24 protein-coding genes are annotated in these 23,883 nt (G+C 48.0%); 5 read left to right on the forward strand and 19 right to left on the reverse strand.

What is annotated here, in order from left to right:
* Positions 1-202 precede the first annotated feature (202 nt).
* The 5 genes from ACX93W_RS04325 to ACX93W_RS04345 form a co-directional block, all read right to left on the reverse strand.
* Positions 203-1,195 (reverse strand): hypothetical protein, encoded by a 993-nt coding sequence (locus tag ACX93W_RS04325; RefSeq protein WP_459391080.1) that lies wholly within the window; start codon positions 1,193-1,195, stop codon positions 203-205.
* Positions 1,196-1,269: 74 nt separating this feature from the next.
* Positions 1,270-2,994: a GMC family oxidoreductase N-terminal domain-containing protein gene (locus ACX93W_RS04330; RefSeq protein ID WP_459391081.1), complete on the reverse strand. Its 1,725-nt coding sequence runs from the start codon at positions 2,992-2,994 to the stop codon at positions 1,270-1,272.
* The gene (locus ACX93W_RS04335; RefSeq protein ID WP_459391082.1) at positions 2,981-3,643 is read right to left on the reverse strand and encodes a hypothetical protein; all 663 of its coding nucleotides are present in this window, start codon (positions 3,641-3,643) and stop codon (positions 2,981-2,983) included. The genes ACX93W_RS04330 and ACX93W_RS04335 overlap by 14 nt, the downstream gene beginning before the upstream one ends.
* A gap of 183 nt (positions 3,644-3,826) precedes the next feature.
* Positions 3,827-4,063, reverse strand: a complete 237-nt coding sequence (locus tag ACX93W_RS04340; protein WP_459391083.1) for a hypothetical protein — start codon at positions 4,061-4,063, stop codon at positions 3,827-3,829.
* A 151-nt stretch (positions 4,064-4,214) separates the two neighbouring features.
* Entirely contained in the window at positions 4,215-4,982 is a 768-nt protein-coding gene (locus tag ACX93W_RS04345) for a DUF817 domain-containing protein (RefSeq protein WP_459392007.1), read from the reverse strand.
* Between the two features lie 266 nt (positions 4,983-5,248).
* On the opposite strand from ACX93W_RS04345, the gene ACX93W_RS04350 reads away from it, so the two are divergent.
* The gene (locus ACX93W_RS04350; protein WP_459391084.1) at positions 5,249-6,121 is read left to right on the forward strand and encodes a hypothetical protein; all 873 of its coding nucleotides are present in this window, start codon (positions 5,249-5,251) and stop codon (positions 6,119-6,121) included.
* A 77-nt stretch (positions 6,122-6,198) separates the two neighbouring features.
* Here ACX93W_RS04350 and ACX93W_RS04355 read toward each other — a convergent pair whose 3' ends face one another.
* From ACX93W_RS04355 to ACX93W_RS04365, 3 genes are all read right to left on the reverse strand, one after another.
* Positions 6,199-8,511 (reverse strand): collagen-like triple helix repeat-containing protein, encoded by a 2,313-nt coding sequence (locus ACX93W_RS04355; RefSeq protein WP_459391085.1) that lies wholly within the window; start codon positions 8,509-8,511, stop codon positions 6,199-6,201.
* 431 nt (positions 8,512-8,942) lie between these two features.
* Positions 8,943-10,775 carry a UbiD family decarboxylase gene (locus ACX93W_RS04360; protein ID WP_459392008.1) on the reverse strand — a complete coding sequence of 611 codons (1,833 nt, stop codon included), beginning with the start codon at positions 10,773-10,775 and terminating at the stop codon, positions 8,943-8,945.
* A gap of 104 nt (positions 10,776-10,879) precedes the next feature.
* Positions 10,880-11,356: an iron-containing alcohol dehydrogenase gene (locus ACX93W_RS04365; RefSeq protein ID WP_459391086.1), complete on the reverse strand. Its 477-nt coding sequence runs from the start codon at positions 11,354-11,356 to the stop codon at positions 10,880-10,882.
* Positions 11,357-11,415: 59 nt separating this feature from the next.
* On the opposite strand from ACX93W_RS04365, the gene ACX93W_RS04370 reads away from it, so the two are divergent.
* Complete coding sequence (locus tag ACX93W_RS04370; protein WP_459391087.1) at positions 11,416-11,802, forward strand: hypothetical protein; 387 nt, start codon at positions 11,416-11,418, stop codon at positions 11,800-11,802.
* Complete coding sequence (locus tag ACX93W_RS04375) at positions 11,753-12,688, forward strand: metallophosphoesterase family protein (protein ID WP_459392009.1); 936 nt, start codon at positions 11,753-11,755, stop codon at positions 12,686-12,688. Before ACX93W_RS04370 ends, ACX93W_RS04375 begins: the two co-directional genes overlap by 50 nt.
* 185 nt (positions 12,689-12,873) lie before the next feature.
* Here the strand turns inward: ACX93W_RS04375 and ACX93W_RS04380 are convergent, their stop codons facing one another.
* The 7 genes from ACX93W_RS04380 to ACX93W_RS04410 form a co-directional block, all read right to left on the reverse strand.
* Positions 12,874-13,494, reverse strand: coding sequence for an NAD(P)-dependent oxidoreductase (locus ACX93W_RS04380; RefSeq protein ID WP_459391088.1), 621 nt, complete (start codon positions 13,492-13,494; stop codon positions 12,874-12,876).
* 150 nt (positions 13,495-13,644) lie between these two features.
* The gene (locus ACX93W_RS04385) at positions 13,645-14,256 is read right to left on the reverse strand and encodes a hypothetical protein (protein WP_459391089.1); all 612 of its coding nucleotides are present in this window, start codon (positions 14,254-14,256) and stop codon (positions 13,645-13,647) included.
* Between the two features lie 62 nt (positions 14,257-14,318).
* Positions 14,319-15,608, reverse strand: coding sequence for an ABC transporter permease (locus ACX93W_RS04390; RefSeq protein ID WP_459391090.1), 1,290 nt, complete (start codon positions 15,606-15,608; stop codon positions 14,319-14,321).
* Positions 15,605-16,480, reverse strand: a complete 876-nt coding sequence (locus ACX93W_RS04395; RefSeq protein WP_459391091.1) for an ABC transporter ATP-binding protein — start codon at positions 16,478-16,480, stop codon at positions 15,605-15,607. The genes ACX93W_RS04390 and ACX93W_RS04395 overlap by 4 nt, the downstream gene beginning before the upstream one ends.
* 34 nt (positions 16,481-16,514) lie before the next feature.
* The gene (locus tag ACX93W_RS04400; RefSeq protein ID WP_459391092.1) at positions 16,515-16,838 is read right to left on the reverse strand and encodes a hypothetical protein; all 324 of its coding nucleotides are present in this window, start codon (positions 16,836-16,838) and stop codon (positions 16,515-16,517) included.
* Complete coding sequence (locus ACX93W_RS04405) at positions 16,816-17,388, reverse strand: RNA polymerase sigma factor (RefSeq protein WP_459391093.1); 573 nt, start codon at positions 17,386-17,388, stop codon at positions 16,816-16,818. Before ACX93W_RS04405 ends, ACX93W_RS04400 begins: the two co-directional genes overlap by 23 nt.
* Positions 17,389-17,684: 296 nt before the next feature.
* Entirely contained in the window at positions 17,685-18,149 is a 465-nt protein-coding gene (locus ACX93W_RS04410; protein WP_459391094.1) for a VOC family protein, read from the reverse strand.
* A 183-nt stretch (positions 18,150-18,332) separates the two neighbouring features.
* Between ACX93W_RS04410 and ACX93W_RS04415 the strand changes: the two genes are divergently transcribed.
* A complete protein-coding gene (locus ACX93W_RS04415) occupies positions 18,333-18,575 on the forward strand; it encodes a translation initiation factor 2 (RefSeq protein WP_459391095.1) in 243 nt (80 codons plus the stop codon).
* 47 nt (positions 18,576-18,622) lie between these two features.
* Here the strand turns inward: ACX93W_RS04415 and ACX93W_RS04420 are convergent, their stop codons facing one another.
* Complete coding sequence (locus ACX93W_RS04420) at positions 18,623-18,973, reverse strand: DinB family protein (protein WP_459391096.1); 351 nt, start codon at positions 18,971-18,973, stop codon at positions 18,623-18,625.
* Between the two features lie 589 nt (positions 18,974-19,562).
* Between ACX93W_RS04420 and pdxR the strand changes: the two genes are divergently transcribed.
* Complete coding sequence (gene pdxR / locus ACX93W_RS04425; RefSeq protein WP_459392010.1) at positions 19,563-20,996, forward strand: MocR-like pyridoxine biosynthesis transcription factor PdxR; 1,434 nt, start codon at positions 19,563-19,565, stop codon at positions 20,994-20,996.
* A 27-nt stretch (positions 20,997-21,023) separates the two neighbouring features.
* On the opposite strand, the gene ACX93W_RS04430 is transcribed toward pdxR, so the two are convergent.
* The 3 genes from ACX93W_RS04430 to ACX93W_RS04440 form a co-directional block, all read right to left on the reverse strand.
* On the reverse strand, positions 21,024-22,244 hold the full coding sequence (locus tag ACX93W_RS04430; protein ID WP_459391097.1) for a benzoate/H(+) symporter BenE family transporter: 1,221 nt from the start codon (positions 22,242-22,244) through the stop codon (positions 21,024-21,026).
* A gap of 395 nt (positions 22,245-22,639) precedes the next feature.
* Positions 22,640-23,032 (reverse strand): hypothetical protein, encoded by a 393-nt coding sequence (locus tag ACX93W_RS04435; protein ID WP_459391098.1) that lies wholly within the window; start codon positions 23,030-23,032, stop codon positions 22,640-22,642.
* Between the two features lie 24 nt (positions 23,033-23,056).
* Positions 23,057-23,839, reverse strand: coding sequence for an SDR family NAD(P)-dependent oxidoreductase (locus ACX93W_RS04440; protein ID WP_459391099.1), 783 nt, complete (start codon positions 23,837-23,839; stop codon positions 23,057-23,059).
* Positions 23,840-23,883: the final 44 nt, after the last annotated feature.

The following is a 23,883-nucleotide window of genomic DNA, read 5'->3' on the forward strand; positions in this document are numbered from 1 at the left end:
ACTTCATTACGATGTCCTGCCACGATTGTTAACCGGCTCCATAAACAGAACATTTGTTCTCATTCTATATGATTCATCATTTCCTTGCAACCACTAAAATATCCCTACCCGGCCCAAAAAAAACAGGCCTGGATTTCTCCAACCTGTTCTTGGCATTATTTTGCTTAACGATGACGTTAAAGGGATAAACATACGTTGTCCCTTACTTCAGGACAATGATTCTCCTGATATTCATATGATCAAACAGGTCCTCCCACTCCAGCTCTTGCCCATACGGATCGCGGTAATACGGGGCAACGGCCGGCAAATACCCCATTAGCAAGCCCGTACCGCCGCATACCATCCCGCCGCCGTCTCCGCCCTTGAGCAAAAAGGAGGTTTCTCCCGAGATCAGCTCATATTGATAAGGATCGCCTGCAAAACAAAGCCCGAATCCGTTTGGCTTCTCAAGGTCATATCCTTTCTCCTTGCCGGCTGAGTCCGCCCCATCCTCGTCGCCGAAATATTTTACCCGCAGGCTGTAATCAAAGCTGTCTCCCCATGGAAACAGGGTGCGGCAGCCGCCGCCGTACAGGTATTCCCACTGATCCTCGTTAGGCAGCGAAAAACCTTCTGATGAAAGCTCTTCAACAAGCCCTCCATAAGTCAATTCTTCATCAAAAAGATAACATCTTACGGCGTCTTGTTCCCGAACAAATTTGAAGCTGTTGTAGCACGTATATTCGTTATAGCCGGAGGTTTTGAACTTTTCCAGCTCCTCGTGAAAATCCTCGTAGTCATAGGCTTCCTCATCCTGCTCGGCAACCTCGATCCAGCCAATTCCGCGCGCGTAACGTTCAACCAGCATCGGCGGAATGTCAGCCTTGCGGACCGGGGACATCATGCTTTTCAAAAAGGCGGTGCCATCCTCCACATCGTATTCATCCAACGTAGCCCGGAATTCCTCCTCCGTGTCTTCGTCCATTCCTTCTTGCCAGTCCTCCCAGCCAAGCGTCACCGCATCTCCCGGAACATAAACAAACTCTCTATCTCCATAGAGATATACTCCCGTTTCCAGAGCAGTTCCAAACCTTTCAAAAGACGCAAGTCCTTTATAAGAAAACCCGCCAGGCAGCGCCTGCACAAGCTCTTTCAGCCATGCATCCTTCGCCGCCGCAGGCAAGTCCGAAAAAACCGATTTCGTCCAATAGGCCATTTCCTGTCCCCTCTCAGTCAAACTCTGGTCACTAGAAGTATACTATAATAAACCAGCTTCCAACTATGGCGCTCCTAAGAAAAGTAGAGGAATGCGATTTTCTCAGCTGTTCTCGTGGCCAAAGCTTGCGTCGTCAGAGTCGGATTCGGGCCGCCTATTCCATTGTAATGGACGCTATTATCCGCAATAAACAGCCGTTTGACTTGGTAGGCTTCGCAATTGACATCTACCACGTGTCCTATTCTCATCGTACTTTCCAGATGAAGCATAAAGGAAAAAGGCGTATCTGAGCGGATAATGGAGCGGGCGCCCGCTTGCTGCAGCGTCTCTGACGCATATCTGGCCAATTGATCGCGCCGCTTCAACGTTTTGGCGCTTGGCGTGTAATGGATAACCGGAATCGGGCCGTTTTCATCCCTGAGCAGCGGATCTACCTCCACCCGGTTGTGGTACAACGTTTCATCGTCTGTAAGCAGCAGCATCGTCATCGTTCTTGTGTAATTCATCATGAGCTCTTTCAGTTGAGGACCTGCGACCATGCCTCGAATATCCCAAGGTTCGCCTTTCGCAGGGGGATTTAAGGCGTTGTATCCAGCCTCGCTGAAGCCGTAGGTCAAATAAGACATCAGTCCGGGGCTAAGGCAAGAAACCTGGAAAATCCCGATGCCCGGTATGTCGACCCGCGCGCCCGATGTATGTCCCGCATAAGGATACACCTGGTTTACGCCCATCACCCGAAGCAAATCCCGTTCGTCGAATACGCCGCCAACCCAGTCGAAGCAATGATTGGTCAAACCCCTGCCCACCCAATCATTGTGCGGAAGATCGGAGTTCAGCCATAAGCGCGGCGATTCGATACAACCTGCGGCCATGACCACCACTTTAGCCGACAACTCGCCGATCTCGCCAGACCATGTATCCCTGAACAAAACGCCGCTTGTCCGAACTCCTCCTTGGGCATCGGCTTCGGTCAGCACTTTTATGACAAAAGAATTTGGGCGAATGGCTACACGGCCTGTCTTAAGCGCCAGCGGCACATAGCTGACCAGCGTGCTTCTTTTGGCAATCCGGTCAACGGAGGGCCCTACGCTGCATCCGTTTACGCAGTTCCCTTTGAGCGTGCACCCTTCCATATGGGACAACTGCTCCAGCGAATAATTAGGGTCCATCAGATGTTCGTTGACGGGCAAAATGGCGTTGGGGTTGGGCCGGTACCCGGGCTGAGTGACGTTGAGGGTGGGATTCAGGCTCCAGCCCGCTTTTTTGGCGCCGTAATAAAACAATTCCTCCTTCGGTGTCGTAGGCGAAAATTGTACAGGCAACGTGGCCTCCGCTTTTTCGTAATAGGGCATCAGTTCGCGATAGCTGATCGGCCAAATCCCGTCAATTGCAGACGGAAAGGCGCGAGGAGATTGCGTCCAGTAATGCTGGGTTGTTCCTCCTACGCCTGCAACCTGCCAAATCGCTCCCTTTCCTGCTATCATCCGGTGCCACGGAGGGCGGCCGCGGTCGGCGGGGCCAAAGCGGAACGCGCCGGAAACCATGTCGTTCATATTATTTTCGTAGCCGTTGTAAATTTTTTTATAAATTCCGATATCCAGGTCGCCGTATTCCGAGCTCCATTCCCCGCCTCGTTCGCTGTTCGGATTTTCCCATTTTTTATTTCCGTACCAGGGACCTGCTTCAAGCACCAGCACATTCAATCCGGCTTCGCCCAGTTCCTTGGCCACAACGGCTCCGCCGCCCCCCGAACCAATGACAATGACGTCGGCATCGAAAGCCTTTTCAGCTTGATACAACAGTTGACGTCCCTCCTTCTCTCACAATGGTTAATGGAGATCCCATAAAAACCCGATAGCCGGGCTGCACCCCGGGATAGCCGACTTGACTCCAGCTAACGGGAAAATATTGCAGCCTGCGGTCAACCGGCGTCATCAGACGCGTACTTCCGTAGGCGGGCCATTCGGAATAATTGCCAAACATACTATGCCGGTTCAGGAAGCTTATCATGGCAACAATCCATATCTTGTTGCCATAAGGAGGCGGCAGCGGGCCCATTTCTAACTGAGCATCCCCTAGAAATTGGAGAACGCGAATGCGGTCGATGGCGGCAATGGACGCAAATGGGCTGAGATGCCATATGGTCAAGTTTGGCCAGCATTGCGCCTGCCCGGCATTAAGCAGCTCAATAGCTCCTGCATTAAGCAGAATGGCGGTTGACGCCGACAATGGAATATTGGCGAGGCCCTCGCTTGCAACAAGCAACAGGGAGTGATCCAATTCCCAAATCAGATAGTCCTGAATACAGAAATCCGTTGCGCCCAAGGTTTGCTCCGCCCCAAAAACGGAAAGCTCCGGCGTATTGGGAATGAGAGCCGACACAAGCGCTCGAAAGGTCGTTAAGGTGCTTAAGTCAACATTTCTGGCATAAGCATGAGCGGGATGCATAATAACCCTCCCTTTTAGAGCTGAAAACCGCACTTGTACAGTCAAAGATGCGTATGGGCATACCTGCCCGATTCACTATTCCTATTCGGCAAAAGGCGAATTATGACCCATTCCGGCATACTGAATTTATCCCAAACGCAATAAGGCCGACCGTCATTAACGGCCGACCCGACAGCGGGAAAACTAGCGAAGCAAGTGGACTACGCCAACCATTTTGTGATGGCTATACTTTAAATATCCATCTTCCAGCGATTGCGTAACGAGCATCGGGAATAATCCGCCGAGGAACGATTTGGTGGCGAAATGAAGATTGACGCGATCGTTGCCGGGCGAACTTCCAGCAATCTTTTGATAGCAGTAGTCGTAGTAGTCTCTATACAGTTGAAGCTCTATTCCGAATGATAGCTTATCGGGAGTCATCCTGCTTCGGCTATTGGCTTTGGGCTTCATCTATATAGTGCCGGTTGGCACGTTAAGGTTTTGTCTCTGTGGAGATTTTTTTAGGGTGTGTTTGCAAACAAGCCCTAGGGTAATTCAGGTAAATGGCGATTACCAGGGCATGTGCCCTCAGCTACATTTCTTTGTTCGCAGCGCGGCCAGCCTTCACATGTTTGAGCTGGGCCACGATAATAACGCTGATGATAACCAGAAGAAACCATGAGCTGATTTTGCTGAAGCTGACCAGACGCCAGGTTTCATGCTGATCGGGATATTTCCACGCGCCCAGAAAGGTCGCAATATTTTCCGCCGCCCATATAAAGAAGCCAACAATGATAAAAGCAAGCGTTAAGGGCATCACATAAGTTGCTTTCCGCACCCGGTAAATAATTCTCGTTTTCCAGAAGACGATAAATACAAGCGCGGTGAGCCACCAGCGAAAATCGGGAATAAAATGATGGGTGAAGAAATTGAAATAAATAGCCCCTCCCAATAAGGCAGCAGGCGCAAGTCCCGGCCATCCAGTCATATCCATGCGCAATCTTCGCCAAATCTGGCACATAAAACTCGCAACACTCGCATACATAAATCCGCTGTAAAGCGGGACGCCAAAAAGCTTACTATACCCGGGATCCGGATAAGACCATGACCCCATCCACACCTTGTACAGCTCCAGCGCTAAACCAATCAAGTGGAAGACACAAATCACTTTTATTTCGTCAAGCGTCTCTAATCCGCTCCGGTACATCAAATATTGCACGCCAAGCAGTATAAGCAAAATAACGTCATAGCGGGGGAGATAAGGAATCTCGAGTGCGCTTGTAAGTGCCAATGTGACAAAAATAGCGACAGGAAAAATGCAGCTCATCGCCTGATGGTAGCCAAAATGCAGAAGTTGCATGATCGATTTCAATTAAATCTGCTCCTTTCCATACCGTATTGAAACGGCGGCAGCATTCCTCTGAACGGTTCATGTTGAACCCAAGTTCATGCTCCATTTATCATATAGGCAAGGAGAGCTTCGAAAAAGAGAAAATCAATGTTTGCGTTTTTCTTGTTTTTTGCACCTCGATCATAATGGCTATCCATAAAATGAGTGTACGCGTTATTTTCCTCATGTTACTATATTTTCATATAAAAGAAAGTTAATTAGAGAGGAGAGATAAGATGAAGCGTGTCAGAGGCATTTTATTGTTCCTATCGCTAGCTTTGGGACTTTCCGCATGCAGTGCGGAGAATGATCGGGAATATGATTTTCAGGCCGGCTTAAACAGCGCCTTAATAGATCCTTCGATTCGTACAATGGATGATATTGTAGCGCTATCCGACTATATTATAGTAGGCGAATTGGCAAGCAGCAGCGAGTTTAGCAAAACAACCATAGAGTATTCGGTCAAAGTTAAAGAACAGCTAAAAGGAAGGGATCATTTGGAGGAGCACTCCATTTCCGTATTTTCTGCCGAACCGCTTGCGGAGGAAGGAACGCAATATCTGCTGTTTCTGGAACAGCGAAACTCCGAATATTTTGAAGGACCTACCTATGCCTCTCTTATTCATCCCAATCCGCTAGAAGGAGGGAGATTCGCCGTTGGGCCATTTAGCGGCAAAACCTCTGGGCAAATTAGGGATGAAATAAACAAATCGTCCACACTGTCAACCTTTGATGGCCCTGCCAATACGGTGCTTGAGCAGGCTCAAGACTTGTCCCAACTCATTGATGCTTCGGACTATGTATTGCGCCTAAAACCAACTTCTGTTATTGAGGAAAACAAAGCCATCAAATTGGCAGCTTCAGAGTTGATAAAGCAATATAAGGGCGACGAGCGGATTGCTTCAAAAGAAGCCTTTTTTCTCCCTCAGTACATTGAACTTGAAGAGGAATATCTTGTTTTTTATCGTCTGCAAGATGATTCCGACGCCTCCGAAAATCCAGTCTTAACCCTGACAGCGCGCCATGGCAGCGTTATAGCGAAAAGCGATGCGGAACATTGGGGAGCGGCGATTTCAGCATTGGAATCCACCTTTAAAAACAATAAATGAGCGCAAGCAAGAGAGGAGAACATCGTCGGCCCCTCTCTTTTGTCTTGGCTTGTTGATTGAACAATCGCAGCGATTGCTTAAATAGCCGTTGAAATATAAACGGAGTAAACGGCATTTTGTGTTACGTTCATATTCAAGAATACCGAAATGGCGTCATTTCTTGTAACAGGGTTACCAGCAATATTGCTGGTCCATGTGACTGTTGCATTTGGTGTAACCGCATATGCGGCTCCATTGGAAACGCGCACGGGCTGCGCTCCTACATCTGTTGGACGAATAGAGAAAATGAGTGTGCCGGACAAAACGGCAGTAGTGGTTAGCGTAATGGTGGAGATGATATTGCCCGCCAACGGAGCAACTGAGTTGTTAATGACATCAAAGCATACTTGGATAAGGTACGTTCCGATTGGCAAGTTGTTTACATCTATCGCCCCCGAAAAAGCCACTACGCTTCCATCGGCTGCATCGACATATGGAATCGCATTGGAGAGAGCTCCCGGCGAGCCGGCTATACGCTGAAAGCCAACATTGTTCCCGCCAAAGTTAATTACTTTTGTGAAAAACGTCGGTTCGGGTCCTGTTGCCCCAGTAGCACCGGTTGCCCCGTCTGCTCCAGTTGGGCCGGTAGGGCCTGTCGCTCCGTCTGCGCCAGTCGCTCCATCAGCTCCGGTTGCACCAGTTGCGCCGCCTGTTCCCGTTGGGCCGGTCGGGCCAGTTGCTCCGTCTGCGCCAGTCGCTCCATCAGCTCCGGTTGCCCCGTCTGCTCCCGTTGGGCCGGTCGCTCCATCAGCTCCGGTTGCACCCGTTGCTCCGCCTGCTCCCGTTGGGCCGGTCGGGCCTGTTGCTCCGTCTGCGCCAGTCGCTCCATCAGCTCCGGTTGCACCAGTTGCGCCGCCTGTTCCTGTTGGGCCGGTCGGGCCCGTTGCTCCATCGGCTCCGGTTGCTCCAGTTGGGCCGGTCGGGCCTGTCGCTCCGTCTGCGCCAGTCGCTCCATCAGCTCCGGTTGCACCCGTTGCCCCGTCTGCTCCCGTTGGGCCGGTCGGGCCTGTCGCTCCATCAGCTCCGGTTGCTCCAGTTGCGCCGCCTGCTCCCGTTGCGCCGGTCGGGCCTGTTGCTCCGTCTGCGCCAGTCGCTCCATCAGCTCCAGTTGCACCCGTTGCCCCGTCTGCTCCCGTTGGGCCGGTCGCTCCATCAGCTCCGGTTGCACCAGTTGCTCCGCCTGCTCCCGTTGGGCCGGTAGGGCCTGTTGCTCCATCAGCTCCGGTTGCTCCAGTTGCGCCAGTCGCTCCATCAGCTCCGGTTGCTCCAGTTGCACCGCCTGCTCCCGTTGGGCCGGTAGAGCCTGTCGCTCCGTCCGCTCCGGTTGCACCAGTTGCGCCGCCTGTTCCTGTTGGGCCTGTCGCTCCATCAGCTCCGGTTGCACCAGTTGCCCCGTCTGCTCCCGTTGGGCCGGTAGGGCCGGTAGGGCCTGTTGCTCCGTCTGCGCCAGTCGCTCCATCAGCTCCAGTTGCACCAGTTGCCCCGTCTGCTCCCGTTGGGCCGGTAGGGCCTGTCGCTCCGTCTGCGCCAGTCGCTCCATCAGCTCCGGTTGCACCAGTTGCGCCGCCTGCTCCCGTTGGGCCGGTAGGGCCGATAGGGCCTGTTACTCCGTCTGCGCCAGTCACTCCATCAGCTCCGGTTGCACCAGTTGCGCCGCCTGTTCCTGTTGGGCCGGTCGGGCCCGTTGCTCCATCGGCTCCGGTTGCTCCAGTTGGGCCGGTCGGGCCTGTTGCTCCATCCGCTCCGGTTGCTCCAGTTGCACCGCCTGCTCCCGTTGGACCTGTTGGGCCTGTTGGGCCTGTCGCTCCATCTGCGCCAGTCGCCCCAGTTGTACCATCAGCTCCGGTTGCTCCGGTTTCACCTGTCTCGCCTGTTTGACCCGTCGGTCCTGTCGGACCGGTTGGGCCTGTCGGACCGGTTGGGCCTGTTACTCCAGTCGCTCCAGTGTCGCCTGTCGTACCGGTCTGTCCTGTAGCCCCGGTTGCTCCGGTTGCTCCTGTTCCGCCAGTGGCTCCAGTGCTACCTGTTTGTCCTGTAGCCCCGGTTGCTCCCGTTGATCCTGTAGCTCCGGTAGCCCCAGTTGCTCCCGTTTCACCTGTATCGCCTGTCGCGCCTGTAGCGCCAGTTGCTCCTGTCGGCCCTCTTTCTCCTCGTTTACCTCTCTTGCCATGTTTACCATGTTTTCCGTGTTTCCCGCGTTTTCCCCTCGGCCCCTCAGGACCAACCGGAGCTTCAAGACGAACAATTGCCGATCCTTTGGAAACTTCGATATCTATCGTTTCGGATTCAAAAACAAGATTTCCGCACTTCTCTACTGTGGCGTCTCCATTTGGCCCGATTACATTAAACAATACGTCATCATGCTTTTTTCTTCGTTTGTGCGAATGGATCACTCTTTTTTTTGATTTTTTCGAGGATGAATTAGATAAAACAGATAGAGATTGTTCTCTTCTCTTCTTAATCAGCCTCACTGTCCTTTTTTTGTTCAATCGCATTCCCAACACCTGCACCTCCCTTTAATCTCGATTATTTTATGTAAAACGCACGGTGCTTGTTTGTGCGTATGCTGGTTTCCTTTCAAAGAAATAAAATGATATAAGTTGAGTAAAAGAGTTTTCGCAGTGTGGGTCGGCATATGAAAAGCTCTTCCAATCGCTGTTGTTCCCTGATTCCCCTGAAGGATAGGGAATTAATGTCATTAATGAATTACAAAACAAATAAAGGCCCCATCAAAATGGCGCCTTTACCCAATTCTAATCCATATGCATTTTTATAATAACGACTACCTCAACAAACCGCCTAAACTTCCATTTTTAGCGAATAATTGATCAATTCGTTTTTCAACGGCTTGGTCCAAAATAAGCGGCGGAGCATGATGCGGCTTCGTTCTGGCATCGATGATGACATTGTCGCAGCCCCAATGTTTAAACGTAATGCCAGCGTTCACCCCGTAAATATCATGGGAAGGGTTGCTCCGTGTGAAGGTTGTCCAAAGAAAATTATCTACTTCTTCACTGAGGAAGGTGCTATCGTCGCATAAAACAATCAGCGGACAATTGGACATCTCTCCGCGTGCGCTTATGGCAGTGGTCAGCTCTTGCAATTGCTTCTCTGCATCAGCATAGGTATGAAACGCCGGTCCTTCGATAGCAGCAATACCCGGGAGAACAAGCCGCGGGTTGACGTAATCCCGTAGTTCCTTAAGCTGCTCCGGAACTTCGGTGCAAAGGTCGCGCTTTTTTTCGCCGCATGCAGCAAATACAACTTTGCTCCCCTGATTCAAACCGCTGCCGGAATAATCCAATGTATCGATGGTGGTGTTCGTTTGAAAATGAATATCTCGCTTCAAATCAATTCGTTCCAATATATAGGAAAGGAATTCCGGTAATTGATGAGTGCTCAGGGGTTGTTCTTCCTCTGCAGCAATGAATAAATACTTGGCAAGGCTTAGTTGGTTTGTGCCAAGAATCCGGTTAGCGATTGTAAGCAGCTCAGCCGGCTGTTTCACCTTAGTGTAAGGCGTATAACGCTCGTAACCAATTGCCAGAAGCAAAGGATGAACGCCTGCGGCATCTACGGCATGAACCTCTTTTACCCCCGGGATCTCCTGCTTGATGGCTGAACCTGTAAGTTCGTGAATGAGCGCTCCAAACGACGTATCCTCCTGCGGCGGCCGGCCAACGACTGTAAAAGGCCAGATTGCATTTTGCCTTGCATACACTTTGCGGATACGCATCACAGGAAAAGGATGAACCAAGCTATAATAACCAAGGTGGTCTCCGAAAGGTCCCTCGGGTTTTGTTTCGCCGGGATAAATGTCCCCGGTAATGACAAAGTCGGCATCCCCGCTAATACAGTAACCATCCCCGTCATAGCCGTACCTGAATCTTCTGCCCGATAGTAACCCGGCAAACAGCAGCTCGCTCAGTCCTTCCGGCAGCGGCATAACGGCAGATATGGTATGCGCAGGCGGTCCGCCGACAAAAATGCTTACCTTAAGCGGCTCGCCTTTACGGTTGGCTTTATGCTGATGAATGCCGATGCCCCGATGGATCTGATAATGCAAGCCGATATCCTTGTTCGTTTCAAAATCATTGCCTGTAAGCTGTACCCTGTACATCCCGAGGTTTGCTTTCATAACCCCTTTTTTATCGGGATCTTCGGAGTATACCTGCGGCAATGTAACGAAGGCTCCTCCATCCATTGGCCAATGTTTAATTAACGGAAGGTCGCTTATCTTGATTTCTTTAAAGCTGGACAGCACATTCCCTTGTTTAAGAGGCAAGGCTTTTATTCCCGAAGCACCGGCCTGAATGTGCCGGAAAGGATTTTTTAAAGCCTTCATCGGATCATTGCGCAAGGCGATGACGTTTTGCGTTGAGGCCCATGTCTGTCTAAAAATAAATTTGCTTCGCTCAAGCGTTCCGAATAAATTCGATACCGCCTGAAAACGCGATCCTTTGACATTTTCAAATAGGAGGGCCGGCCCTCCCGCTTCATATACTCGTAGGTGAATGGCAGCCATTTCAAGCTCGGGATCTACTTCCTCCCGGATTCGTATGAGATGCCCATGTTGCTCTAAATCTTTTATGCAAGCTTCCAATGTTTTATAAATGGTAAAACACTCCCTTCACCAGCTAGCCCTATATTGGCCCTTTCTCTATAGTACCTATATGTGAATAATATCTCAACTATGGACAATAGAAAAAAGACGCCAACTTAATGGCGCCCTTCTATTCCCTTATGGTCGGCGATCTCTTCGATCTTGTCCGAGCCGATTTCAACTTGAATCAGCTTGATCGGCGCACCAATCTGAACAAACCAGTCCGTAAGCGCCTCAATGCCTGATTCTGCATCATTCAATCCAAATACATTGCGCGTGAATTGCTCATAACGCGTTCTGTTGGTCGGCATATGCCGATTCATCCAGGCAGGATAAACCACGGCCAAACCTAGCAGGAATGTAGGTTGCTGTAAATACAAATCCAGGAAATGGGACAAAATATCTACGGCGGAATACGCCAAATATTCGTTGCCTACTGTCGCTTGAAGCTCGGGGTTGATAACCGAGACGGCAGGAAATACCGCAGGACTGTTAAAACCAAACTTTTCGGTATTGTCTTCGTTTGTAATAACGGCGGAGCTGTTCATCTCGCTTCCTGTTGCCGACAAGGTGAGGATATCAAATATTTTCAAATGGCTGGATGTTATGCTTCCATCGCGATTTAATAAGAGGCGGCTCACTGTGGCATAAAATGTCCGATTACAGCTTTTTTGCATGTGAGGCCAACGAAGCGCTTCACCTGTCCGATCAGGAAAAAGAAATGGTGGAACGGATCGTCCAGCATATTCAGGTGGAGTTTAGCGGAAATCTGGACACCTGCAGCAATGCACTCCCGAAGCGATCAAGAAATCGGGTATGCCTCGGGTCAAGGGACTTGCGCAAGCCATGGGGTATTCCCCCAACTATTTGTCGGATATGTTTTAAAAAAGAAACGGGGAAAACTGAAACTGCGCAGGAGTTTATCAAGCTTGAATTACTGGAGCTTGCTCAACAATTTTTGCTGCACACGAGGAGAAAATCTTTTGAAAGTGAAACTTGCCTGCAGCTTATTGTTTATCCTGCTCCTTTGTTCCTTTAATAAAACGGCGGCAAAAAACGATGATCTTCCATTTACCTTTTCTGTTCTCAGCGACATACATATCGTAGACTTCGATCAACGGTCACATCAACTATTCCTGGAATCTCTCAAGGACCACCAGTCGGTAAACCCGCGAAGCTCCCTTCTTGTGCTTAATGGAGACTTAACGGACGGTTACAGTCAAGATTATCAACGACTGATTACACTTTTGGACAAGGTTCCTCATCCTTCGGTGCATGCTACACTCGGAAATCACGAGTATTACCAGGTCTGGGATAAAAGTCATTTTGGCCGCCAACTCAACCCAAACTGGACAAGTATTCAAGCAAAGGGGCTATTCCTTGCGCATTTTAAATATGATCAGGTCTATCATGATGTTTGGCTGAACGGTTATCATTTTATTTTTTTAAGCGGAGAGCGATATCGCGATGAAGATCCTTCCGTTCACGAAGATGCGTATCTAAGCCAAAAACAGCTTCATTGGCTTTCAGAGCGACTTCAAGAAGAGGCGGCAAGCTATAATGGACCCAATCGCCCGACGTTTATTTTTCTTCATCAGCCGCTGAAGCGCTCCTTGGATGGTTCGGCTCTTGAGAGAGGGATTGTCCAACACGAAAAACTACGGCATATTCTCGAAAAGCATAAACCGATTATTTTGTTTACCGGGCATACTCATGAGGATTTAGAAACCACGAAACAATTTTGCTATGACCACTTCTACATGGTCGGAAGCGGCTCCGTTAGACAAGTCGTAAAGGAGCAGTCGAAATGTAACAAAAGCGAAAGCCTGATTGTGGATGTTTATCAAAATCGGATTGTTATAAAAAAACGCGAGCACATCCAAAAGCGTTGGATCTACCCCCCTAATGTTATTAATTTGCAGTAAGCAACGGTAGGAACACGCTAGGAAGCATTTATGCGTTATCCAGATATAATATTGGTTCATAAAAAATAGCTCCCGAGTGATCGTGGGAGCTATTTCGACGTTTGCAATTGTCCTGCATTGGCTTTACATTATATGAGCGCCCTCAGAAGGATAATTGCCCCTTGCGCTCTTGTCTTCTCAGAGCCTTAATAGGCAATACCTGCTCGTGATTTTACAAAAGCGTTGCTTGTTATTTGGCTATATGCAAAATGTGCCGTATCCGGCACGGATATCTCTACCCCGCCTACCGGCAAAAAATCCCGTTCAACCCGATATACCCCCACATTATCGCCATCCGGCAAATACGTGGGACAAACAATAGTCCAATCCAGTATGGATTGCTTTAACAAATCGTACGCTTTATGATGCTCTTCAGCTGCACGAACGGATTTGCGCCTTGATTCGCTTGACTGATAACGAAGCACTTCGGGGGTAGCTCTGCTTTGCAGAATGCCTGCGGTACCAATCGTAATGATTCTTTGGATACCCTCTTTTTGCATTGCGTCCATTATGAGGGGCATGCTTTGGGATAACGTAGTTGTGCCATCCGTATTTAGCGCGCTTATAACGACATCTACTCCATACATGGCAAGCCTGAGGTCATCCTGATTCAAAACATTACCATGAATAATGGCTAGATGATTATTATTAGTTCCAATCTTTTCCGGATTGCGGACCAATGCCGTAACGTGGTGGCTATCACGAAGGGCAAGGGCAACGAGTTGGCTTCCCACCCGTCCAGTTGCACCTAAAATTAATATGTTCATGGGATGAAGTCTCCTTTAGAGAATATTAATAATGTTCGAGAATATAAGTATAACCCGAAAGGTGTTGCTCCGATTGAAAACGCAGAAAAAAAAGGCCCCAACTAATCGGAGCCTTACACCAGTGGGTTTCGTTTAACAAATGGCAGGCTCTCAAGCAGCCGTGCCCTTCATTAAAATAGGCAATATCCATGCCGAACCGATCAGACACAGCAACGACAAGGCGAGAAGCCACAACTTATCCGCATTCCAAAATCCGTCCGACATGCTGAATAAATAGAACTGCCCGGTCCATTTCCCTTTTGTCATCCAATCCAGTAAATACCAGGCCACTGCAAGTATATATCCTCCAGAAAGGCTTCCAAAAAGGATGGCGGCCAGCAAAGCAACCGAACCAAGCGCCAGACTGTTAATCAGGACACCAACGATAAGCATGCCGCCAAAGTTGGCTCCCATTACTCCTGTAACCCCGTAAAATACAGCCACTAGAATAGCCATATACCCTGCGGACAATAACCATCGGCATACAAAAACAATCTCAAAACGGTGCCTTTTCGCAAGTAAACCTTCTCCTATGCCACCCGATTCCATCAACGCCAACGGCGGGAACAGAAGCAGGGTCAACAGCGTCACGAAACGCTCGCCCCAAAACGCCGCATCAGCAGTCGCCATAAAGGACGGGTTGGAAAAAACCGCAAGCGTTAAAACAATCACAAACGCCGCTAACCAAAACGGACCCGCAAGAAGGCGTAAATTCCGTATCAAAAGAACCGCTGCCCCATCCTGTTTACCAAAAGAATCAGAGTGTATAGACGATGAATGAGCGCTCATCCCTCACCTCCACTCTTCAACGGCATCTCTGCCCGCCTTTTCTTGGGTCCAAATCTGCTTATTGTCATTTTCCCGCTGCTCCTTTTGCGTTCCCATATCCGTGCTGCGACAGCCACCATCGCCAAAGCTAAGAAGACGTAGAACAATCGGTTGGCCAAAATCGCATTCCCATACCGATGATAGGTTTCCGCCTCGGCAGCCGTATTAAACCGCAAAAAGAGCTTAAACACTCTATAGTCTCCAATGAGAGGGAAAACCGAAATAAACCACCAAACCATTTGAAGAGGTATTACGGCAATACCACTGCCCGCCACAATGCTGATCAGCAAGCCAAATGCAGTCGTCGCCATTATAGTAGGAATAAGCCAGCCCACACTGTATGACAGAAAAATCAGCAATACGTCTCCAAACACTCCAACCCCGCCAAGCGCTTCTGCCGTTTGCCATGCTCCCACTGCCGCAAGCAGTAAATAAACCAGCGAGATCAGAATAACATGAGCCAAATACCTTGCCCCAACATAACGCCATGCCCGGATCGAACGACTGGAGACGAGTTCAATCATCCGGCTGCTCCGATCTCGGCCCATCGTAAAGGCTGCCAAAAATACAGGAAACAAACCCGCAGTAAGTCCCATATAATCGCTGAACAACCTAGCCATCCCAGAGAAAACCTGATTGCCCGCTACTCTTTTGTCATACTCTGCCTTTAACGCATGATAGCTTTCCATCGCGCCTTCAAACGTTTCAATCGGCTCCATAAATGAAACGCCTTCTCGCATGTAATTGGTCCAACCCCCAAGCTCGCTATCCAGGTCAGCAGCGATTTGCCGCACCTCAACCCCAGTATATGAAGCCGGGTCTTTTACAACCCGTTCGAGCTTCGCTCGGCTCTCATTCATGTACTCCCGGTCCCTCTCGGACAACCGGCTTTTGTTTGCAATCACTCCAAAAACAATTCGCTGTTCCGTCCATCCCTTCTCCAAATCATCCTCCAGCATCCAAAGATAACGCTGGGCAACGAGTTCGGGAGCCGTTATTTTTTTAAAACCATATACAGGCATTGGAGGAGTCCCTTCCGAAGCGTCTCCACCTCCCAGCCCCCCGCTATGTGCCGAGACCTGATCCGATATTTCTATAGGCGGGACAGGCGCCCTGCCTTCATTCCAGCTTTCCTCCGTTGCGTAATTACTCCAATAAAATAAAACAATAACGGCGATCAGCAAATACAAAACCATATTGCGGAACAACATTCCCATTTCCTTGCCGAGCAGTGTCAAAAAGCTCATCGGAAGCTCCCTCCCTCCTTGACCAGGCAGAGGTAACCGTCCTCCATTGTTGGCTCGCAGGATGTTGCCCCGGGTAGCGGAGCGGAGTCGGCCAGAAGCCTGGCACTCATACAGGAACCTTTGGCCACCGCTGAAACGATTCTGAATGACCGGTTTGCGACATGCCATTCGGAGCTATCCATTTCAGCCGTCCACACCTTTCCTCTAGCTTGCTCCGCTAACTGCGCGACACTGCCCTGAAAGGGGACCGAACCCTCCGTGAGTACGGTTACTTCACGGCAAGAGGCTTCAATGTCTTCCACCACATGCGTAGATAAAAGGACGGTTCTGTTTTTGGAGAAACCGGCAAGCAGCTGGCGAAAACGTATGCGTTCCTCGGGATCCAATCCCGCGGTGGGTTCATCCACAATTAGCAGTTTTGGCTCGTGAATCATCGCTTGGGCAATTCCCAGCCTTCGTTTCATGCCGCCGGATAACGCTTTAACCTTTGTTTTACGGTGCTTCTCCAGATTAACGGCTTCCAGCAATTCGTTTATTTTTCTTTTTCGATGGGAAGCCGCGTTGAGCCCCGAAAGAACGGCAAGATAGTCCAATGCGTCCACCACGGACATGCCGGGATAAAAAGAAAACTCCTGAGGCAAATAACCGATCAGTTGCCTGATTTGCTGCTTCTCTTTTAGCGGAACCCCATCTATTATTGCATTGCCTGAAGTTGGTGTAAGCAGAGTGGCCAGCAGTCTCATCAGCGTTGTTTTGCCCGCACCGTTAGGCCCGAGCAATCCCTGCACGCCCTCTCCCCATCTCAGTGTCACACCATTTAATGCGGTTTTTTGTCCAAAACGTTTGGTCAACTCGTTTAAGGTTACCTCCATCACGTTCACGCTCCATTATATGCCTTTGGCTCTTCTATTCTTTGTTAGCAGACGTTCGCAACTCCATATGCTCCAGCAGCAGTCCCAGAACAAGGAGAATAGAGGACAGCATCAGAACAGCCACCCTATCAAAAGAGTTCAATGTCAATATCAAAATGAATCCGATAACAGCAGCCATCGTCACGCCCATTCTGATAAGCCATTGCTTGCGCAATTTTTTGCGATTGATCAAAACACGTTCATTCTCTCTCCGTTCGCATTCCAGGACGGACGCTTTTCGATAGATGCCGCGCAAAAAAAGTTCATCATCCGCTTTATTAATGATTTTGTTATGATCAGTCCCATTCCGGCTTTCCATACCAATCCTCCTTTTCCACAAATGTTCTTAGCTTCTTTCTTGCCCGGAAAAGCGTAACCCTAAAGCCCGCAGACGTCTTGCCTTGCACTTCGGCTGCTTCCTTAGGCGACATTCCCTCCACGTCGACCATATATAGGGCTGATCTGTACTCCGTGCTTAAGGAATTAAGCAGCTTCTCCCAATATTGCCTGCTTTCTAGTTCCAGCGCTCTCTGCTCTGGCCCCGGAGCCATTTCCTCCATTTTGCTCCTTGCTTCCTCATCCTGTTCCGCACATTCCCGCCTTCTTGCTTTTTTGCGCAAGTAGTCTACGGACTTGTTGCGAATCAGCGTAAACAAATAAGTTTTGAAGGAAGCTTGAAAATTGTATTTCCATGGATATACGTACAGGTGGGCAAAACAATCCTGAACTAAATCCTCTGCAACATATCGATCATGGACATACTGGCACGCAAAACGGATTGCAGGCTCCCGGTAAGCCAAAACGATTTCTTCAAAGGCAGCATGGCTGCCCTGAACAAACATCCTGAGCTTCACTTCCTCCTGATGCATCCCACCCTCTCCGCCTCTCAGCTTTTTGACATGTCCTCTCTTATTCGTCCATCGACAGTAAATCGTTACAGTCCATTATTAGGAATGTCATCATTTAAGTCAGTGACGAACTTAACGTCTTGTACCGGAGAGTCGCGAAATGGGCGAGATGAGCATATAGTCTTAAGGGGGAAAATCATAAGAACAAAGTCGGCCAAGGACTTAAATAAGAATAAGTACAGACACAACGACACATGAGTAGATTTAATACAACACAAAAAATGGCCTTCAGTTCGAAGACCATTTTTCAGTATGAGTTATTTTTTATTGGAAATTACTTGGTCAAGAAACTGATCTGCGTCGCTATTGAATTTCCAGTTAACTCCATATTTATCAACAAGCAATCCAAAGCAAGATGACCAGGGAGTATTGGATAACGGCATAATAACATGTCCGCCCAGGGATAGCTGACTAAAGTACTCTTCCAGTTTTTGCTTATCATCAATGATTAGACTAATCAATATATTATTCCCTTTTACCAGTTCACCTGTTACCGCCTTCATTGAAGGCAAAATATCCGACAACATGATTTTTCCGCCTACAAATTCTATGGAAGACTCCATGACCATATCCAACTCATTTTCCGGCAATGGGTAGTTAGGATTTTGTGGAATATCCCCAAACTTCACCATTTTCACTTCCGTTGCGTTTAAAGCTTCACAATAAAATCCAATCACTTCTTCCGCCGTTCCGTCAAAATTCAAATAAGCAATAGCTGACATCAAGTACAACCTCCTTCTTGTTATACATGTAGTATAATCCACAATAGGTGACTACTATATGTCACCATTTCATGCCGAGATAAAAAAAGAGGAGAACCTTCGATTAGTATGATTTTGCTCAATCTTTTCACGGAAAGAAGTAAATTCACATATACTAATACATGTAAATTGGAGGGGATACATGTGGATATCAATAAGAAGCTGCGTGATATCGAAATTGCCAAGTTAGCATTTATAGGAGCCTCCATAGCTACAATAGGCGATGGAATCGCCGCTTTAGCTGCCGGATTAGCGCTAGAGGCTATAGAACAGGATTTGCAAAATGAGTCTGGCAGCCGTAATGTTCAGGATGTGGAATCAACTCAGCGACAGCTTGACTATTATATAAGCGAGCTCATTAAGATTAGAAACCGCCCCATCATTTGAGCGGCAATTCAAATCTATATCGTTTATCTTCTATCATTAGTAAGTTTTTAGAGGTTCATTTTGGGCGGGATATATCCAAGTTGTCTTCCTAATTTTAATATTTGCCCTCTATGATGAAATTCATCAACCAAAACATCTGTTTTTTTAAATAATTCGCGTGTTTCCAGTACACCTTTAATGGATTCTGGTTTTACTTTTGGAAGTGATTTGCCCAGGCCGCGATTTCCCAACCATACCCGATAACAATCGGCAACATGAATATTCAAACTGCAAATAGACGTTCCGCCTGATGCTTCAACCTCTTTTACATAATCTGCAGGAGACATGCTTTCGCAAAAACGAAATAATGATTCCCTTGTGCGCGTTATCATTTCATATTGACTGCGTAATACATCCATCTGTTTTAACTCCTCCTCATGTTACGGGGACTGGTGACACGGGTCAATATGGCAAAGGGAAATTAAACAGCCTTTCAGTGGACCCGGAATTGAAGCTTCTAGCAATTCCTGCGTCAGTTAGCCCGGATGGCCATTCCGACTACAAAAACCTTCATGGTTTCTGGCGGCGCGCCTACAAACAAAGAGCAGCTCTTCGTGGTGGCCGCTGGTGCACGGAATCGTATGCAGGGGTATTTGCGCTCACCCTCAACAATCTTCCATCTTGCGTTTATCCAAGCCTCGGATTTCGCGCTTGCAAGTCTATCTGATTACAGACATGAACTAACATGATTTCCCGCACATTCATTCCTATTAGGAGGGGCGCGACACTTCGCAATGCAGTTTACTGCTATCTCGCCCCCTCCCTCTCTCAAACTCTTAGAACTTCCTATAAACTGAATGTATCGGCACTTTTCATGACTCAACGTTTGTATATACATCTGCTTGCAGAACTAAAGATTGCTATGATAGTATATCAATCAATGGATTGGCAATTTCACGGTATTTTAGCAGTCCATAAATTCGGTAGAGTACAACGGTGGTGACTATAATATTAAAAGTAAACCGTGACGATGTCCGTCCGATCTGGCAGCAGCTTTTGAATCAGGCGATCGATCATATTATGACCGGAAAATGGCCGCCTGGCGAATTGCTGCTTCCTTCGCGTGAACTGGCGTTGCAAATTGGCGTATCGCGTTCTACCATACAAATTGTGTACGAAGAGCTATTCAGCCGTGGATACACGGTAACTTCCCGTCGAGGCGGGACAAGAGTTAATGAATGGAACTATACGGCATCTCCTACAGAGGTTAAGGAATCGGCAGGGCCCACAACGCCCGATTTACCATTAATGAATGTCTCCATAGGTCATTTGCACAATTGGTTTGGACATAACGCAAGCATTAAACCCGAAATTGATTTTAGTCCCCACGAGCCTTATTTAGATGAGCAATTTCACAAAAATTGGAGACAATCCTTTTTGCAAGCTTCAACTGGCGCGGATTCCAATATCTGGGCTTATGGCGACGCAAAGGGTTTTCTGCCGCTTCGCGAACAGATTCAACGATACTTGTCACTCGAACGAGGCATTCATGTGCACGCTGACCAGATTTTATTAACCTCCGGCGCTCAGCACAGCATCGATTTAATTGCCCAAGCCCTGCTACAGGAAGGCGAAACCGTAACGGTTGAAGACCCGGGATTCCCTGCGGCCTGGATGGCGATGAGTTATCGAAAAATGAAGGTGGTCCCTGCTCCCGTCGATGATTTCGGACTTTGCGTCGACCACATTCATCCGGAATCCAAGCTTGTGTATGTTACGCCATCCCATCAGTGCGCAGCAGGCGTGATTATGTCGGAACCGCGTCGGCAACAATTGATACACATGGCCGCTCAATCTCAATTTTGGATTGTGGAAGATGATTACGATAGCGAATTTCGTTACCGCGGCGATCCACTGCCTACTTTGTTTAGTCAGCTGCCCCAGAACACATTGTATATGATGAGTTTTTCCAAAATGATCGCTCCCGGCATTCGGATATCAGCCATTGTTGGCCCTCATGAAGCTATTCGCCGGCTTGCTCAAGTACAGGAATTTACTTATCGTCACCTGCCAATTATGGAGCAATTAACGCTGTCTCATTTTATTGAACACGGCCACTTCTTGCGGCATATGAGGCGAGTGCGGAATGTGTATCGGCGACGGCATGAGGCCATGACTAAGGCTATCGTCTCAACCGGCCTTAGCGAACGATTTACACTTAGCGGCGTCGAAACCGGACTGCATATGCTTCTTGAGACAGATTCGGCATTTGACGAAAAGACAGTTACGAATCTAGCTATTGAAAACGGAATTCAAATTTATCCCCTCAGCAAATACTGTTTGGAAAGCAGCCGAAAAGGATGGATACTTGGATTCGCTAAAGTAGATGAAGCTGCCATTGAGCAAGGAATTGGACGTTTGGCAACGATACTATTGCAATAAGTATCTTTGCCGAGCCATTATCCAGGTTTATTTTGTTAGTTGCTGATTGGAAAATGTGTCGTTCTTTTTATTGAATTTCCCATGTATGATCAAATGTGCCGCCAACCCCGCAACAAGTCCCCAAAATGCGCCCCCAACACCAAGCAGGGTTACATTTGCTGCTGTTGCCAAAAACGTGATTAATGCAGTTTCACGGCCTTTTGGTTCCATTAAAGCATTGGCAAGGCTGCCGCCAATTGTACCGATCAGGGCCAAGCCCGCCAGCGTCGCAATAAAAGTTGCAGGCAGGACTAAAAACAATGCAGCAAGCGTCACGCCGAAAATACCAACAATGATGTAAAAAACACCGCAGGCGATACCTGCAATATAACGTTTTGATGAATCCTCATGAGCATCTTTTCCTGTACAAATCGCTGCTGTAATGGCTGCTATATTAAAAGCATGCGAACCAAACGGTGCTGCTAAGAGAGAACCTAAACCTGTGACCGTCAAAATTGGATTTGCGCTCGTCTTAAAACCATCATTTCGCAAAACTAGCATGCCGGGCATATATTGTCCGGTCAAAGTAATAATAAACAAGGGCAGCGCTACGCCCAATACCGCGTGCAGCGAAAACTCCGGAACGACAAAAACAGGTGACGCAATTGCTAAACTTATAGAGCTGAAGTCCGCTTTTTCCATACTAATTAAATACGCTAAACCGATAATCAGAATGCCCACGATTGCATACCTGCTTGTAAACCGCCTCAATAAGATATATGCCGCAAACAATAGTACGACAAGTAAAGGATCTACTTTTGCTCCTTCAAAGGCTGAAATGCCAAATTGCAATAAAATACCCGCTAGCAAACCTGAAGCAATTCCCGAAGGAATAAGTCGGACAAACCGTTCAAACATACCGGATAGCCCTAATCCAATAAAGGCCAATGCAGAAATCATGTAAGCTCCGATAGCTTCCGGATAAGGCGTGACCGCCAATGCCGAAACAAGAAATGCAACGCCTGGCGTTGACCATGCAGTTATAATCGGCTCTCTATACCGGTAGCTCAACCAGATCCCGGTTATCCCAACCCCAATTGAAATAGACCAAATCCATGAAGCTGTCATTTCCGGACTTAGATTGGCAACTTTCGCCGCCTGAAACACAAGAATAAAAGTACCACCATAATTGACAATAACTGAAATTAAAGCCGCTAAAACAGGCGATATGACATCACCGCCGCGAAGTGAATAAGATGAATCTTTCATGTTGTACGCCTTCCTCCCCTTTGGAAAATACTATGTCAGTATATCAACCTATGGACTGTGTATATACGTCCAAAATATTTATTTTGAGCAATCCAAAAGTAGATTCCCAGATGAAATTTTGATCTGCGAAAAAAAAGAAGCCCCTTTCGGGGACCCCTTAGCGATCAGCTTTTCATTTTAGAGGAGATGGACTTCATGAATCGATGGACCGCCACGGCCGATGTGCGAAGCACTTGCTGTCAGCGAATCAGGCTATTATCGTAGCTTGAAGCCAATACCCAAGCGGCAGCGGCAGCGGCAGCGGCAGCAACTGCTTCTGGTCAAAATCAAAGACATTATTGTCGAACATGCATAATCCTATAACGTCAACAAGGATTAGCTCCCTTCATTCACTCTTATTTAATAGACTTGAGCCAATGAAATGCCTCATCTATGTCATGGAATTCTTGAGTTGGATTGGATATGTCCATTCCTGAGAGCATTCGGTTTGCACTTGATTTAGCTATCGCTTTATGGGGAACAATCAGTGCTGAATACTTAATTCCGGCCTCCATTGATCTCAGATACCACTCTTGTGCAACCCATTCTTGGTCATCTGGCGAAATAACGGCCAAGTGACGGCTATCGTATAACGCCTTATTCGTGCGTTTTTGCACCGCTAACTCCAACACTTTATTTAGTGGTGTACGATATTGTTCACCTTTCGCAAAGCTCTTCCATTGCAAAACAACTACCTTGTTTTCCTCATTCCATGTAACGGTTGCATGAGGGGAATCATAAAAAACCATTTCAACCAGCTCCTTTTTAAATGTTTAATGTCCTGTCTTGTCTTGGGAGAATCTAATTATGCGAGTCATCATCTTACGCGGTAACAAGCGCGGCATAAAGGCAATGAATCGGTTACGAGCTCCTGGCATAATTAATGTCTTGCCACGCAGGAAGCCTCGATATCCTTCTTCTGCCACCTGTCCCGCTTCCATGATCGGACCCTGCAGCATTTTTGAAACACCCATACCTGAACGTTCAACAAATCCGGTAGATGTCAGACCTGGACACAGTGCCGTCACTGTAACGCCAGTACCTCTTACTTCATTCTCCAAAGCCTCGGTGAACGATAGCACGTACGCTTTTGTCGCATAATATACTGACATCAAAGGTCCAGGGAAAAAACCTACCAACGAAGCCACATTCATCACTCCGCCGTATCCACGATGAATCATATCAGGCAGGAACAGCTTCGTCATCACAGTTAAAGCTTTAATATTTACATCAATCATATTGATCTCTTGTTCCATATCTGTCTCCATAAATGTCCCGAACAGACCGAATCCCGCATTGTTGACAAGATAGTCAACAACAATCCCCTTTTCCTTTAACTCATTAAAAATTTCTTGTGGTGCTCCATGTGCCGCTACATCTTTGGCAATAACCGTCGCCTGAATGCCGTATTTTTTCCGATACTCTTGTGCAAGATCCAATATTTTAACTTCGCTGCGAGCTACCAGCACAATATGATGTCCACCTTTGGCAAACCGATCTGCCAACTCTTTACCGATCCCACCGGATACCCCTGTAATTAGAACGGTCTTTCTCATACTATCGCTTACCTCTCCTCTAATTTAAACTGATTTTCTCAAGC

The organism is Paenibacillus sp. CAU 1782 (assembly GCF_054551715.1).

Bases quoted from the DNA above. Each gene is read 5' to 3' on its own strand.
- ACX93W_RS04440 (WP_459391099.1), bottom strand. From the start codon at position 23,839: ATGAGAAAGACCGTTCTAATTACAGGGGTATCCGGTGGGATCGGTAAA.
- ACX93W_RS04395 (WP_459391091.1), bottom strand. From the start codon at position 16,480: ATGGAGGTAACCTTAAACGAGTTGACCAAACGTTTTGGACAAAAAACC.
- ACX93W_RS04380 (WP_459391088.1), bottom strand. From the start codon at position 13,494: ATGAACATATTAATTTTAGGTGCAACTGGACGGGTGGGAAGCCAACTC.
- ACX93W_RS04420 (WP_459391096.1), bottom strand. From the start codon at position 18,973: ATGGATGTATTACGCAGTCAATATGAAATGATAACGCGCACAAGGGAA.
- ACX93W_RS04435 (WP_459391098.1), bottom strand. From the start codon at position 23,032: ATGGTTTTTTATGATTCCCCTCATGCAACCGTTACATGGAATGAGGAA.
- ACX93W_RS04400 (WP_459391092.1), bottom strand. From the start codon at position 16,838: ATGGAAAGCCGGAATGGGACTGATCATAACAAAATCATTAATAAAGCG.
- ACX93W_RS04430 (WP_459391097.1), bottom strand. From the start codon at position 22,244: ATGAAAGATTCATCTTATTCACTTCGCGGCGGTGATGTCATATCGCCT.
- ACX93W_RS04390 (WP_459391090.1), bottom strand. From the start codon at position 15,608: ATGAGCTTTTTGACACTGCTCGGCAAGGAAATGGGAATGTTGTTCCGC.
- ACX93W_RS04335 (WP_459391082.1), bottom strand. From the start codon at position 3,643: ATGCATCCCGCTCATGCTTATGCCAGAAATGTTGACTTAAGCACCTTA.
- ACX93W_RS04340 (WP_459391083.1), bottom strand. From the start codon at position 4,063: ATGACTCCCGATAAGCTATCATTCGGAATAGAGCTTCAACTGTATAGA.
- ACX93W_RS04370 (WP_459391087.1), top strand. From the start codon at position 11,416: ATGTCCGATTACAGCTTTTTTGCATGTGAGGCCAACGAAGCGCTTCAC.
- ACX93W_RS04405 (WP_459391093.1), bottom strand. From the start codon at position 17,388: ATGCATCAGGAGGAAGTGAAGCTCAGGATGTTTGTTCAGGGCAGCCAT.
- ACX93W_RS04410 (WP_459391094.1), bottom strand. From the start codon at position 18,149: ATGTCAGCTATTGCTTATTTGAATTTTGACGGAACGGCGGAAGAAGTG.
- ACX93W_RS04325 (WP_459391080.1), bottom strand. From the start codon at position 1,195: ATGGCCTATTGGACGAAATCGGTTTTTTCGGACTTGCCTGCGGCGGCG.
- ACX93W_RS04345 (WP_459392007.1), bottom strand. From the start codon at position 4,982: ATGCAACTTCTGCATTTTGGCTACCATCAGGCGATGAGCTGCATTTTT.
- ACX93W_RS04350 (WP_459391084.1), top strand. From the start codon at position 5,249: ATGAAGCGTGTCAGAGGCATTTTATTGTTCCTATCGCTAGCTTTGGGA.